Raw genomic sequence first — 14,446 nt, 5'->3', positions numbered from 1 at the left:
CATTAATACACTGTAAAGGCTTACATAATTAAAAATTTCAACAGCCTCAGCTGATTTCCATTACGTCAGAATGAGTACTTTTGCCCTTAAAAAGCGTTAAATGCCCACGAAGAAATCTGCCGAATTCATTCTCTACGGCTTCCTGATGATTGCCACCCTGGTTAACCTGGTACAAACAGGCATCACAGAACTTTTGTTCGATGAAGCCTACTACTGGTATTTCTCTGAAAACCTCAGCTGGGGGTATTTTGATCACCCTCCCATGACCGCTTTTATGGTATGGCTGGGAAGGCTTTTCTCTGAAGCAGAAACAGGCATCAGGCTACTGGCTCCTTTTCTCTACAGCGCCACTGTATTTCTGATCTGGAAACTCTTTGATGACGAACGAAAATACAAATATATCTGGCTGTTCGTCTTTTTTATTAGCAGTCAGGCGTTGCTTGCTGCCTACGGCTTCTTTATGGTTCCCGATACCCCATTATTATTCTTTGCCGCACTTTTCCTGTACGGCTACAAAAGGTTCCTGCAAACCGAAGACCGAATAGCTGTTATCTGTCTCGCCATTGCCATGGCCGGGGTGATGTACAGCAAATATCACGGAGTTTTGTTGATAGGCCTGGTGATACTTTCAAACCTTAAAATACTTGGGAAGTCCAAATTCTGGGCAGCCATAGCACTTTCACTTGCCCTCTATCTGCCCCATCTCTGGTGGCTGATAGAAAATGATTTCGCCCCTGTACGCTACCATCTCATAGAACGCGCCAATAACCGCTATAAAGTCGAATATACCCTGCATTACCTGTTGAACTGCATCGCGATAGGCGGTCTCAGTTTTCCTTTGGTATACTGGGCGTTTTTCAAAAAACCGGGAAAAGAAGCATTCGACAGAGCTCTGAGGTTTCTGGGGTACGGGGTCTTTGTCTTTTTCCTGATCTCCAGCTTCTCAAGAAGAACCCAGGCCCAATGGGTGAACCTGTTGTACTTTCCCCTTATTTATTTTGGCTTCAGATATGCCTATGATCATCTCAGATATCGAAAATGGCTCTGGAGAACCAGTCTGGCAGCGGTCATCATATTATTTTACGTACGACTAGCCATCGCCTTCCCTTCTTTATCCTTCTTCCCATTCGAAACACATCATAATAAAGAATGGACCGGCGAACTGAAAGCTCAGGCAGGTGAGCTGCCGGTCATCTTTCATAATTCATACCGTGATGCCAGCATGTATGGTTATTACGCACAAGCCGAGGCGGTCTCTTTCAATGATATGCACTTCAGAAAAAACCAGTATGACCTTGACAGCAGTGAATTCGCATTGCAGGGACGTGAGGTGGTACTCCTGAGCCGACGCGTGTCTCTTGACAGCATGATAGGCGTGAAAAGAGATTTCAGAAATGCGATTTGGAAGGGCCCCGTCATAACTAACTTTAAGAGCCATAAAAAAATTCAGTTCGTAACCGAAAGCAAAGAGGCAGAAGGGTCGAATGGATCCCTGCCTGAAAGCTTTGAGGCAGTGGTATCCAATCCGTACGACCGCTCCGTAAATCTCAGCGATCTCAACATTCAGCTCGTTGCCCTGAATCAGTACCAGACCCCGATACGGTCTATCCCGGTCAGCCCGGAAGGAGATGGCATACTAAATCCCGGCGAAAGCAAAGCCTTTACACTGCTTCCTAAGGGATCAACTGTACCCGAAGAAACGGCATTTCTCAGATTTGGCATCGCAGAGTTAGGGTTTCCTGCAGGCTTTCAGGGTAATCTCATAAAGTATACCGTAAGATGAATCCGGCAATACGGCACATAGAACCACACACCCTTGAAACCCTGCTTCTGGTTGGAGCTCTGGTCCTGATAGCAGTTGCCAAGAGCAGTAACGAAAGCAAGTTCAATTCATTCATAGGCCTTTTTCTTTCCTATCGTTTTTTGAAATTGTACAGCAAGGAAAGCTCTACCGTAAGCGATCGGTTCAATCTCCTGCTTTTCCTGGCACAGGTGGTCAGTTTCGGCCTCTTTTTCTATTGCTGCCTTGATTATTTCGATATCAGCATTGCCTACGGTCCGCTCATGATCATCGCATTTCTGATGCTTTTCATCCTGTTTAAAACCTACCTTGAAAAGACCATTGCAGCCATCTTCAGTATCAGCTCATTTGCAGAGAGCTATCAGTTTCACAAGCTTACTTATCGCAATCTTCTGGCCCTGATCATGCTCCCATTTTCAGCCTTTTATCTGTATAGCGAGCTGAATGATAAATTCATAATTTCAGGAGGGATTATTGCATTTATCTGCCTAAATATCTTGACTTTAGGACTCACTTTACGAAATCATCAAAAATCAATTTCCAGGCACGTTTTTTATTTTATTTTGTATCTTTGCGCGCTAGAAATAGCCCCTTATTTAATTTTGATCAAATTTTTATTTTTAGATAAGGCTTAAACTAATAGAACCCTATGAAAGTTAAGACCATCTTAGTTTCCCAGCCCGAGCCTAAAGTGGAAAATTCACCTTATTCAAGACTTGTTGAAAAACAAAAGATTAAAGTTGATTTTCGTCCATTTATTCATGTCGAAGGCGTGGAAGCAAAAGAGGTGAGGCAACAAAAGATCGACCTCAATCAGTACACTGCTATCATTCTGACCAGCAGAAATGCGGTCGATCACTTTTTCAGGATAGCCGAAGAAATGCGCTTCAAGGTTCCTGATACCATGAAATACTTTTGCCAGTCTGAGGCTGTCGCCTATTACCTGCAGAAATATGTAGTATACCGCAAGCGTAAGATCTATGTAGGGAAACGCACATTCCAGGACCTGGCTCCACTGATCAAAAAATATAAGGACGAGAAATTTCTTTTACCTTCATCAGATGTGCTGAAGCCTTCAGTACCGGAAATTCTTAATGAACTCAAGGTTGATTGGAAAAGAGCCATTCTTTATAAAACCGTGATCAGCGACCTGTCTGACCTGAGAAACGTATATTATGATATACTTGTGTTTTTCAGTCCGTCAGGAATAGAGTCGCTCATGAAGAATTTCCCTGATTTCGAACAGAATGATACCCGTATCGCTGTTTTCGGGAATACCACTGTGAAGGCTGCCACTCAGGCGGGTCTGCGAATCGATATCGAAGCTCCGACCCCCGATACACCTTCCATGACAATGGCATTGGAAAAGTATATCGCCAAAGTGAACAAAAAATAAATCACATACACTTACACATAAAGAAAATGGCCGCATTCAGCGGCCTTTTTTTATATACGAGAACCAACCATCAGGAATCAGGCTTCTTGCTGGAGGCCTTCTGAAGTCTTTCATTAAGGGTATGTCCCAGGCCGGTCTCAGGAAATCGTTCGCAGTAAATGGCCGCAAGTTTACGGTCATCGAGATCGATCAGGCTGGCATAAAGCTTTCTTGCCGCCTCTTTCAGATCACCCTTCTGACTGAGCACCACCTGAGGCTGATGACCCGCGGTGGCATGTGAAAACCTGATAAGCCCTGTGCGGTCATTGGTAAGCTTGTTGCGCACCTCTGCTATATCATCAAAAAGAAACAAAGGCGTATTGGGCGAATAATGATAAGGAAGCATCCCGGGAGCTACCGGTTTGCTATCGGTATTCAGGGCCACCTGATACCCTTCAGGCAACACGCGCTTTATATCGTCAGCAGTAATATAGCCAAGCCTGTAAATAAGAACCGTATCACCTTCCACGCCGACTATGGTAGATTCGACTCCACTTTCACAAGCACCTCCATCGAGTATCATCTCGATACGCTCTCCTATTTGTTGTTGTACATGTTCCGGGCGTGTAGGACTGATGTATCCAAAAGGATTTGCACTTGGAGCGGCCAGGGGAAAAGGCAGGCTTTTCAACAGTTCCAAAGTCAACGGATGACCCGGCATTCGCAAAGCTACCTTATCTGATCCGGAAGTGGTTGTATCGGGAACCACCGATCTTTTGGGCAATAGCACAGTTAGAGGTCCCGGCCAGAACCGGTCGGCGAGGTCATATATTACCTGTGGTACATCATGAGCATAGGTATCTATTTCTTCCTTGCCCTTGATATGCATGATAAGCGGATTGGTAGCCGGGCGGTTCTTTACCTGGTAAATACGTGAAACGGCTTCTTCATTCAGGGCGTTTCCTGCGAGTCCGTATACCGTTTCAGTGGGAATCGCCACCACCTGGTTCTGTAGCAGTAAGGCTGCCGCCTTTTCAATATCCTTATCTATAATGGCCATATGACTTATTTCTGTGCCGTGCAGGACGGCCATCGCAAAATTAGCCAAAATTCCCTGTCCCTCAGCAGTTCTTAAAAAGAAGAAGCCACTCTGCAGGAAACAGAGCGGCTCTTTCATTTAACTAACTATTTGGCAAGCGCAGGAGGCTGTTTGCTCCTCCTTTATTGTTACACCAACGGACCTCCGGCCCGTATTTCATCATTAGCGTAATCTTCGAACTTTTTGAAATTCTCTTTAAAGGCATCAGCCAGCTGATGTGCTTTTTTATAATAAGCCTCATCATTGTTCCAGGTTTGTCGCGGACTGAGTACTTCGGTAGGAACATTCGGGCAGGTTCGTGGTTGAGCCACACCAAAAACCGAATGTATATGATAATCTTCCTTCGAATACTCTCCCAGTTTACCCTCCATGGCTGCAGCGATCATCGCCCGGGTGTACTTCAGCTTCATGCGGCTTCCTACCCCATAAGGCCCTCCGGTCCAACCGGTATTGACCAGCCATACGTTTACATTGGCTTCTTTCATCTTCTTACTGAGCATTTCTGCGTACCGTGTAGGGTGCAATGGCATGAAAGGCGCACCAAAACAAGCTGAAAAAGAAGGCACGGGCTCATCGACTCCGGCTTCAGTACCAGCCACCTTTGCGGTATAACCCGAAATAAAATGATAAGCTGCCTGGCCGGGCGTCAGCTTCGAAATGGGAGGTAAAACCCCAAACGCATCAGCGGTAAGGAAAAATATATTCTTCGGATCCTTTCCGACACTGGGTTCCTTGATATTATTGATATGATAGATCGGATAACTAACCCTTGTATTTTGTGTGATGGAAGTATCAGTAAAATCAACTTCTCCGTCTTCGTTAGTGATGACGTTCTCCAGAATGGCACCGGGTTTTATGGCGTCGTAGATATCAGGCTCATTTTCCCTGCTAAGGTTGATCACTTTTGCATAGCAACCACCTTCGAAATTGAAGATCTCATCATCTGCCGTCCAACCGTGTTCATCATCGCCGATAAGCTTGCGGTCCGGATCTGCAGAGAGGGTCGTCTTTCCCGTACCCGATAGTCCGAAGAAAATCGAAGTATCACCTTCTTCACCTACATTGGCACTGCAATGCATAGGAAGGGTGTTCTTATCTACGGGGAGTATAAAGTTCAGCGCTGAGAATATACCCTTTTTGATCTCACCGGTATACCCGGTTCCACCAATAAGCGCAATCTTCCTGCTGAAGTTAAGAATGGCAAAGTTGTGCTGGCGGGTACCATCGGTTTCAGGGTCTGCCATAAATCCGGGGGCATTGATCACCGTCCACTCCGGATCAAAATCTTCCAGTTCAGACTCATCAGGCCTGAGAAACATGTTATACGCAAAGAGGTTACTCCAGGGGTATTCATTGACCACCCTGATGTTCATGCGATAATCTTCATGAGCACAGGCATAACAATCTCTTACAAAGAGCTCCTTACCACTCAGGTAGGCGACTACCTTGTCATACAGATCATCAAACTTTTGAGGGTCGAAGGGGATATTGATATTTCCCCACCAAACCTGGTCTTTGGTTACATCATCTTTTACGATGAAACGGTCTTTTGGAGACCGTCCTGTAAATTCACCCGTGTTAATCGCAAGGGCACCTGACGATACCGTTTCACCCATCCCCTTACTCACTGTAATTTCGTGTAATTCCTGAGGATCCAACTGATATTTGACCTCAGCATCGAGAATTCCATAATCTTTTAACGAAATCGTTTTCGTACTTATGGTTTTGTCCAACATAAATTTGCTTTTAGTGCTAGAATTTCTTGAAGCAAATGTATGAAAAATTCAGAACTACAACGTTTGAGTAGATTATTTTTTCCCGGTGAATAACTGAAAAAGGAATACCCCCCAGGCAACGATCAACATGGTTCCTCCAATAGGGGTTATAAAACCGAATTTTTTAATGTTGATACCCGTTACAGGCGTGGTGGTGAGCAGGTAAATAGATCCTGAAAACAAGAGCACTCCGATAATGACCAGGTAAAAAATCCATTGTTTGGCCCCGGGAGTCAGCAACTGCACCTGTGCTACCAGCATCAGAAAAAGAGCATGATACATCTGATACTTTACTCCCGTTTCAAAACTTTTGAGTGCCTCTGTATCAAGAGCTGCCTTAAGGGCATGTGCTCCAAAAGCCCCGATGATAACCGATAGCATACCGAGTATACCCCCGGCGATTAAGAGTGATCTTTCCATAGTAAATAAAGAATTATTGTTATAGAAATAACATTTTTATACATTCGTGTTAAATAAATCTATTTATGCGACACATACTGATCATTGGTACCGGCAAATCTACCTCTTATCTTATTCAATATCTTACCGAAAAGGCAGAAAAAGAACAATTACATCTCATTCTGGCCGACAAAAACCTGGAAAACGCACGTTCCCTTGCTGCCCAAAACAAACATGTATCCCTGCAGGAAATCGATATTTTCGATCTGGAAGGTCGCAGAAAGATCATAGAAAAGGCCGACATCGTGATCTCAATGCTTCCTGCCCGCCTGCACATCAATATAGCAGAAGACTGCCTGGAACTGAATAAGAACCTGGTAACTGCTTCTTACGTAAGCCCGGAGATGGCTGCTCTTGACAAACAGGTAAAGGAGAAAGGCTTACTATTCCTGAACGAAATGGGCGTAGACCCGGGAATCGATCACATGAGTGCCATGAGGGTGATCGATCAGGTCAGGGAAAAAGGAGGAAAGATGCTGCTTTTCGAATCATTCACCGGTGGGCTGGTCGCACCGGAGAGCGATGATAACCTATGGAACTATAAATTCACCTGGAATCCGCGCAACGTGGTTGTAGCCGGACAAGGCGGAACGGCTAAGTTCATTCAGGAAGGAAAATACAAATACATACCCTATCACAAGCTGTTTAGAAGAACCGAGTTCCTCGAAATAGAGGGATATGGGCGGTTTGAAGGCTATGCAAACAGAGACTCCCTTAAATACCGGGAAGCTTACGGATTGCAGGATGCGCTTACCCTTTACAGGGGAACCATGAGACGCATCGGTTTTTCAAAGGCCTGGAATATGTTTGTGCAACTGGGAATGACCGATGACAGCTTTGAACTGGAAGACTCTGAAAACATGAGCTACCGTGATTTTATCAATGCCTTCCTTCCATACCATCCTACCGACTCAGTCGAACTCAAACTCAGGCATTACCTGAAGATCGACCAGGATGATATCATGTGGGAAAAACTGGAGGAACTTGACCTGTTCAACGCAGAAAAGAAAATCGAAATACCGAATGCCACCCCCGCCCAGGCCCTTCAAAAGATACTGGAAGACAAGTGGACGTTAAAGGATCACGATAAAGACATGATCGTCATGTATCACAAATTCGGGTACAAGAACGGGAGCGAAAGACGGCAGATCGATTCAAGCCTGGTGGTTATAGGTGAAGACCGCACCTATACGGCCATGGCAAAAACAGTGGGACTACCTGTAGCTATCGCTGCCCTGAAGATCCTCAACCAGGAGATCGACCTCAGCGGAGTACATATTCCGATCATTAAAGAACTTTATGACCCCATATTAGATGAATTGGAGGAACATGGGATTCGTTTTGTTGAAAAAGAAATGCCATATCTCGGCTATAATCCCGATTTCGTAGCAGGATAGCATGCTAACATTATTCAAGCTTTTTCCTTACTTTTACTTACAATACGTTATCAACATATGAAATTTGTCAACGAAACAGTTGAGATCGACGGTATCGACAAAGAGATCTTAAGAAACCTGATGGACGATGCCCGAAAGCCCATACTTGAAATAGCGCGTAAGATCGGTATTTCCGGGGCTGCGATTCACCAGCGTCTGAGAAAGCTTGAGGGGGCCGGCCTGATCACAGGCTCTAAATTCATGATCAATCCGAGATTGCTGGGTTATACAACTATGGCCTTTATCGGCATCTACCTGGATAAGGCCATGCGGAATCCCGAAGCCGTGAAACAGCTCAAGGAGATTCCGGAGGTACTCGAATGTCACTACACCACCGGAAACTGGTCAATTCTGATCAAGATCTTATGTAAAGACAATGAACATTTGATGAACCTGCTCAACCATAAGATACAGACCATTGACGGCGTTTCCCGCACGGAGACCTTCATATCTCTCAACCAGCAGATCGACCGACAGATCAGTGTATAAAAAAACCGGTAAATTCAATTTACCGGTTTCAATATATTTTATAATCCTGAATTACTCTCTGCCACCAAAAACAGCCATGGCCCAGTAAAGCAGTGTCGCTAAAGAACCAATAGCGGCTACCACATAGGTGCGGGCAGCCCACTTCAATGAATCTTCGGCTGCATCATATTCCTGTTGTGAAACCATATTCCTGTTCTTGAGCCATACAAGAGCCCTGTTACTCGCGTCGTATTCCACCGGCAGGGTGATAAAACTGAATAAGGTACCCAGGGCAAACATAATCAACCCGATTACCGCAACTGTATATCCCAGGCCTGTAGAGGCTCCCAGTACCAGTCCGCCGAAAATCACCCACACAGACATGCTGGAGGCAACACTAACCACAGGAACAAGTTTCGAACGCATCTGAAGCCACTCATAGCCTTTGGCATGTTGCACGGCATGGCCGCACTCATGTGCAGCCACGGCAGCGGCTGCGGCATTGCGCTGACTGTAAACCGCCTCGCTGAGGTTCACTGTCTTTTTCTGTGGGTTATAGTGATCGGTCAGCATTCCGGGTGTGGAAATAACCTTTACATCATTGATACCGTTATCTTCGAGCATCTTCCTGGCTATCTCAGCCCCGCTCATCCCGTTTCTCAGGTGAACCTTGGAGTAATGCTTAAACTTACTCTTAAGACGCTGGCTGACCAGCATACTTATCAGTCCGATCCCAATAATAATTATCCAATATCCAATTCCCATTCTTTCGTGATTTTCTTTTAATTCATCAATAATAAGCAAAAATCCGGCCAAATTATGCAGCCCGGTCACCGGTGTCATACCGATGCCTTTTTGGCATCAGGAAGCAGAGGCTGACAGGTCGAAACTTTCAGCGATCTCCTCGTAAACGATCTCTCCCCCTACTATGTTGAGTCCTTTTTTCAGCGCCTTGCTTTCTGAACATGCTTTTTCCCAGCCTTTGTCTGCCAGCTGCAGCACGTAAGGAAGGGTTACGTTGGTCAGGGCCACTGTGGAAGTATAAGGTACAGCCCCCGGCATATTGCTTACACAGTAATGTACCACATCGTCTATGATATACGTGGGGTCTTCGTGCGTGGTGGGCCTGGTGGTTTCTATACATCCTCCCTGGTCTACTGCAACATCGACGATCACCGTACCGGGATGCATATCTTTCAGCATATCTCTTGTTATCAGACTGGGCGCCTTAGCGCCCGGAATAAGCACCCCGCCTATTATAAGGTCGTGGGTTTTGATGTGTTTCCTGATGTTGTATTCGTTTGAGAATTCTGTAACCACATGGCTGGGCATGATATCATTCACATAGCGCAAGCGTTTCATGCTGATGTCCATAATAGTGACATGAGCGCCGAGACCGGAGGCCATTTTGGCTGCCTGAATACCCACGGTACCGGCACCGAGTATCATCACCTTTCCGGGTGCCACCCCCGGAACACCCCCGAGCAATACTCCCTTCCCCTTGATAGGTTTTTCAAGGTACTTGGCTCCTTGCTGTATCGCCATTCTTCCCGCCACCTCAGACATGGGTATCAGGAGTGGCAGGCTGCCATCTTCTTCCTCAACCGTTTCATAGGCGATACAAACCGCACCTGAATTCTGCATGGCACGGGTTAATTTTTCGCTTGAAGCAAAATGGAAATATGTGAAAACGGTATGCTGCGGCCGGATCAGTTCATATTCCTTTTCAATGGGTTCTTTCACCTTCACAATCAGCTCACTGCTTTCGTAGACACTCTCAATATCAGGCAGAATGGTGGCGCCTGTTTTTTCGTAATCCTTATCTGAAAACCCGCTGCCTTTTCCGGCACCTTTCTGAAAGTTCACGCGATGACCGCGTTTGGTGAGTTCGAATACCCCGGCAGGAGTCATCCCTACCCGGTTTTCATTGTTCTTAATTTCCTGAGGAATTCCTATGATCATACTGTGCTGGTTTGGTTATGATTTGCGTCTTCCCTCACAATTTCTGAAATTTTTCCTGGTAATCACCGGAAAGCACAGATAAAAAAACCGCAAACGTTTGCGAAACAAACCCTGAATATCAGCGCTTTATTCGATACCGGATGCGCAATATCAATTGTACCAGGACCAGTATGGCGGTGATCCCGTTCGCCAGCAAAATAGACAGGCTGTCGATATACCAGCCATAGATAAACCAAAGCAGCACCCCGATAAAGAAAGCGAGGTACATAGTCAGGGAAATTCCCTGAACATCACGGGTACGCCAGGTCTTATAGACCTGAGGCACAAAGGCGGCTGTCGTTAGACAAGCCGCCATTAATCCAATTATTTCTATACCGTCGACCTCCACTTATCCCACGATATTAACGATCTTCCCGGGAACCACGATCACTTTCTCAGGTGTTCTGCCCTCGAGCTGAGCCTGTGTTTTTTCATTTTCCAGAACGGTCTTTTCAATCTCTTCCCGACTCATATCGAGGGGCAACTCAAGGGTAAATCGCATCTTCCCGTTAAATGAAATGGGATAGTTCTTGGTATCCTCCACCAGGTACTCAGCCTTGAATTCAGGAAAAGCTGCATGTGCCACCGAAGTGTCATGGCCCAATGCGGCCCATAATTCTTCGGCGATATGAGGAGCATAAGGCGCGATGATCACCGATAACGGCTCCAGCACTTCCCTGCTGTGACAGTCCTGTGCGCTCAGCTCATTCACACAGATCATGAAGTTTGAAACGGTGGTATTGAACGAAAAGTTCTCAATATCATCTTCTGCCTTTTTAATCGCTTTATGCAGTGACTTAAGATTCTCTTTAGAAGCCTTTTCGTCGGTAACGATCATTTCATCGCCTTTGAAGTATAATCTCCAGAGCTTTTTCAGGAAGTTATGCACCCCTGAAATTCCTGCAGTGTTCCATGGCTTGGCCTGCTCAAGAGGCCCGAGAAACATCTCGTATAACCTAAGGGTATCGGCACCATACTGGCGGCAGATATCATCAGGATTCACCACATTGTATTTCGATTTTGACATCTTTTCCACTTCTCTGCCTACCACGTATTTTCCATCTTCGAGTTCAAAGTCTGCCTCGGCAAATTCCGGCCTCCATGATCTGAAAGCCTCGATATCCAGTTCATCAGAAGCATTGACCATTGAAACATCGACATGTATGGGCTGTACTTCTCTTTCTGCTACCAGATTCTTTGAAACGAATACGTTCTGCTCAGGGAGCCTGTAGACAAAAGCACTGGTACCCAATATCATTCCCTGGTTGATTAGTTTGCGGGCATATTCATCTACCGGAAGCCAGTTCCTGTCGAACATGAATTTTTGCCAGAAGCGACTGTAAAGCAAATGCCCGGTGGCGTGCTCACTTCCGCCTATATACAGATCAACATCCTTCCAGTAGTTCAAAGCTTCCTGTGAGGCAAATGTCTCTGAATTACCGGCATCCATGTAGCGGTTAAAATACCAGGAGCTTCCCGCCCATCCGGGCATGGTATTCAACTCCAAAGGAAACACCTGTTCATTATCGACCAGGCTATTAGAGACCACCTCGTTTTTGGTAGTATCCCAGGCCCATTCGGCAGCGTTCCCCAGTGGCGGCTCTCCGCTTTCCGTAGGCAAATATTTTTCGACCTCCGGCAACTGAAGCGGAAGGTGCTTTTCATCAATCATTCGCGGCATGCCATTGACATAATAAACAGGAAAAGGTTCCCCCCAGTAGCGCTGTCTGGAGAAAACGGCATCGCGAAGCCGGTAATTGATCTTCCCGTATCCTTTCCCGATCTCTTCCAATGCCTTGATCACTCTTTTGGTGGCCGACTTGTGATCCATCCCGTTCAGGAACATGGAGTTGGTGATCACCGTATTTTCCTTATCTGCAAACGCCTCTTCAGAAGTGTCTACGCCCTCGAATATATTGGGCACGGGCAAATTGAAGTGTCTGGCAAAATCATGATCTCTCTGGTCACCGCAGGGAACGGCCATTACAGCGCCGGTTCCGTAGCCCGCCAGGACATAATCACCAATCCAAACAGGAACAGGCTCTTTGGTAAACGGGTGTTCGGCATAAGCACCTGTGAACACACCGGTGATGGTCTTTACATCAGCCATTCTTTCGCGCTCACTGCGCTTTGCGGTGGCTTTCACATAAGCATCAACCGCCTCTTTCTGGGCAGGGGTGGTTATCTTTTCAACCAATTCATGTTCAGGTGCCAGGGTCATGAATGAGACTCCGAAAATAGTATCAGGTCGGGTGGTAAAGACAGAGATGGTCTCATCATAATCTTTGAGGTCGAAGGTGACCTGTGCCCCTATCGATTTCCCGATCCAGTTTCGCTGTATTTCTTTCAAGGGTTCAGGCCAGTCAAGCTTATCAAGCCCCTGCAACAACCTTTCGGCATAGGCCGAGATACGCATATTCCACTGCTTCATCTTTTTACGCTCGACCGGATGCCCGCCTCTTTCAGAAACTCCGTTAACGATTTCATCATTGGCCAGAACGGTTCCCAGGGCGGGGCACCAGTTCACTTCGGTATCAGCCAGATATGTCAGCCTGTACTTCAGCAGGAGTTCCTCCTTTTCCTCAGAAGTGAATGCATGCCACTGCTCAGCTGTAAATACCGGAGTATTTTCATCACAGGCAGCCTGCACCGCTTCGTTTCCTTCCTTTTCAAACTTTTGCGTAAGACTGCTGATCGGTTCTGCCTTATCTGATTCCTTGTTATACCAGGAATCGAACAATTGAATGAAGATCCACTGAGTCCAACGGTAAAAATCAGGGTCAGAGGTGCGCACTTCACGGCTCCAGTCAAATGAAAAGCCTATCTGATCCAGCTGCTCCCGGTATCTTTTAATATTCGCTTCGGTCGTGATCGCAGGATGTTGCCCGGTTTGAATCGCATATTGCTCAGCCGGCAGACCAAAACTGTCATATCCCATGGGATGAAGTACATTAAAGCCTTTATGACGTTTGTAACGCGCGTAGATATCACTGGCGATATAGCCCAGGGGATGCCCTACGTGCAGTCCAGCTCCTGATGGGTAAGGGAACATATCGAGCACATAGAACTTGGGTTTATCTGAATGATTCTCCGCTTTAAAGGTTTGATTTTTTGCCCAGTATTCCTGCCACTTGGCTTCGATCTCGTTGAAATTGTACTTCATCTTTCTAAAATAGGGTTATTGCTGCTTACAGGTGATGACTTCATGTCTTAAGATCCTGTGATCAATGGCGCAAAAATACGGTACTTCAGCGAAAGAGGAAAGCTGCCAAACGCTAAATCAGGAGAGACAGTACGCATAAAAAAACCTCTTTAATCGACAGTCCGGCGATAACTTTCACGGGAATGACGCTTAAAGAGGCTTAACCAGCAAATTTAAGTAACTACTACAGTGACCAGGCTTTCCCGCCAGACAGCTCCTCAAGGGAACCACAGCCGGTATAACCTCCCGGTACCGGGTCATAGGCCAGTACGTTCTCACCTACCATCTCACTGATCTTGTAGGCATTGATTGCCATCGACCGTAAACTGCCCATGGCAGAAAAGGTCAGGGCATCTATATCTTTGGTGATCTGTTCTTCTTTTTCGATCGACCCCTGGTAAGAACGAATGAGCTTGTTCATCTTCTCTTCGTGCTCGGGAGTCGCCTTCAGATTCATGGCAACCAGCTCTTCGTATTGCTCTGGTTTTATATCGTTCAGGTCTTCATCGTAACTCGATTTCAGTTTATCAACCATTCCCTGCACCGACTCTCTGAAATTTTCCTGTTCTTTCAAAAGAAAAACCTCATCTGCATAACGATCGATAAATTCAGGCACATTCACTTCGGTAGCCGAAGGTGTATCTGTTTTAGGGAGAATAATGTCGACTATCTTTTTCACTGCTATTCCCTGTTCTTCGGTGAAGAAAACCGGAGCCCAGCTCTCAGCTTCAGTAGTACAGCTTTGCAACAGGCTGAAGATCGATGGAGTGGCTGCCATAAAACCGGCAGATAGACCTATGTTCTTTAACGCTTTTCGTCTGTCCATTTCT

The 14,446-nt window shown here is 46.1% G+C and carries 13 protein-coding genes; 5 read left to right on the top strand and 8 right to left on the bottom strand.

What is annotated here, in order from left to right; genetic code table 11:
* Window positions 1-100: 100 nt before the first annotated feature.
* Genes K7R10_RS12095 through K7R10_RS12085 form a run of 3 tightly spaced genes read left to right on the top strand, consistent with a single transcriptional unit; the run spans window position 101 to window position 3,197 of the window.
* A complete protein-coding gene (locus K7R10_RS12095; protein ID WP_224484979.1) occupies window positions 101-1,783 on the top strand; it encodes an ArnT family glycosyltransferase in 1,683 nt (560 codons plus the stop codon).
* The gene (locus K7R10_RS12090) at window positions 1,780-2,436 is read left to right on the top strand and encodes a DUF4271 domain-containing protein (RefSeq protein WP_224484978.1); all 657 of its coding nucleotides are present in this window, start codon (window positions 1,780-1,782) and stop codon (window positions 2,434-2,436) included. Before K7R10_RS12095 ends, K7R10_RS12090 begins: the two co-directional genes overlap by 4 nt.
* 14 nt (window positions 2,437-2,450) lie before the next feature.
* Window positions 2,451-3,197, top strand: coding sequence for a uroporphyrinogen-III synthase (locus K7R10_RS12085; RefSeq protein ID WP_224484977.1), 747 nt, complete (start codon window positions 2,451-2,453; stop codon window positions 3,195-3,197).
* A 70-nt stretch (window positions 3,198-3,267) separates the two neighbouring features.
* Here K7R10_RS12085 and K7R10_RS12080 read toward each other — a convergent pair whose 3' ends face one another.
* The 3 genes from K7R10_RS12080 to K7R10_RS12070 form a co-directional block, all read right to left on the bottom strand.
* Window positions 3,268-4,353: an L-threonylcarbamoyladenylate synthase gene (locus tag K7R10_RS12080; protein ID WP_224484976.1), complete on the bottom strand. Its 1,086-nt coding sequence runs from the start codon at window positions 4,351-4,353 to the stop codon at window positions 3,268-3,270.
* A gap of 50 nt (window positions 4,354-4,403) precedes the next feature.
* Window positions 4,404-6,011, bottom strand: coding sequence for a phosphoenolpyruvate carboxykinase (ATP) (pckA, locus tag K7R10_RS12075; protein WP_224484975.1), 1,608 nt, complete (start codon window positions 6,009-6,011; stop codon window positions 4,404-4,406).
* Between the two features lie 72 nt (window positions 6,012-6,083).
* Window positions 6,084-6,470 carry a DUF423 domain-containing protein gene (locus K7R10_RS12070; protein ID WP_224484974.1) on the bottom strand — a complete coding sequence of 129 codons (387 nt, stop codon included), beginning with the start codon at window positions 6,468-6,470 and terminating at the stop codon, window positions 6,084-6,086.
* 65 nt (window positions 6,471-6,535) lie between these two features.
* Between K7R10_RS12070 and K7R10_RS12065 the strand changes: the two genes are divergently transcribed.
* The gene (locus K7R10_RS12065; RefSeq protein ID WP_224484973.1) at window positions 6,536-7,906 is read left to right on the top strand and encodes a saccharopine dehydrogenase family protein; all 1,371 of its coding nucleotides are present in this window, start codon (window positions 6,536-6,538) and stop codon (window positions 7,904-7,906) included.
* A 57-nt stretch (window positions 7,907-7,963) separates the two neighbouring features.
* Window positions 7,964-8,434: an Lrp/AsnC ligand binding domain-containing protein gene (locus tag K7R10_RS12060; protein WP_224484972.1), complete on the top strand. Its 471-nt coding sequence runs from the start codon at window positions 7,964-7,966 to the stop codon at window positions 8,432-8,434.
* A 51-nt stretch (window positions 8,435-8,485) separates the two neighbouring features.
* On the opposite strand, the gene K7R10_RS12055 is transcribed toward K7R10_RS12060, so the two are convergent.
* From K7R10_RS12055 to K7R10_RS12035, 5 genes are all read right to left on the bottom strand, one after another.
* Entirely contained in the window at window positions 8,486-9,178 is a 693-nt protein-coding gene (locus tag K7R10_RS12055; RefSeq protein WP_224485276.1) for a zinc metallopeptidase, read from the bottom strand.
* 96 nt (window positions 9,179-9,274) lie between these two features.
* Window positions 9,275-10,375 carry an alanine dehydrogenase gene (gene ald, locus K7R10_RS12050; RefSeq protein ID WP_224484971.1) on the bottom strand — a complete coding sequence of 367 codons (1,101 nt, stop codon included), beginning with the start codon at window positions 10,373-10,375 and terminating at the stop codon, window positions 9,275-9,277.
* Window positions 10,376-10,493: 118 nt separating this feature from the next.
* Window positions 10,494-10,763: a SemiSWEET family sugar transporter gene (locus K7R10_RS12045; RefSeq protein ID WP_370631312.1), complete on the bottom strand. Its 270-nt coding sequence runs from the start codon at window positions 10,761-10,763 to the stop codon at window positions 10,494-10,496.
* Window positions 10,764-13,577, bottom strand: a complete 2,814-nt coding sequence (gene leuS, locus K7R10_RS12040) for a leucine--tRNA ligase (RefSeq protein WP_224484969.1) — start codon at window positions 13,575-13,577, stop codon at window positions 10,764-10,766.
* 223 nt (window positions 13,578-13,800) lie between these two features.
* Window positions 13,801-14,442 carry a gluconate 2-dehydrogenase subunit 3 family protein gene (locus K7R10_RS12035; protein ID WP_224484968.1) on the bottom strand — a complete coding sequence of 214 codons (642 nt, stop codon included), beginning with the start codon at window positions 14,440-14,442 and terminating at the stop codon, window positions 13,801-13,803.
* Window positions 14,443-14,446: the final 4 nt, after the last annotated feature.

It is taken from the genome of Robertkochia aurantiaca (assembly GCF_020166495.1).
Taxonomy (GTDB): Bacteria; Bacteroidota; Bacteroidia; order Flavobacteriales; family Flavobacteriaceae; genus Robertkochia; species Robertkochia aurantiaca.
Note: the sequence above shows the minus strand (reverse complement) of the source record. Positions and strands in the feature narration are given on the sequence as shown.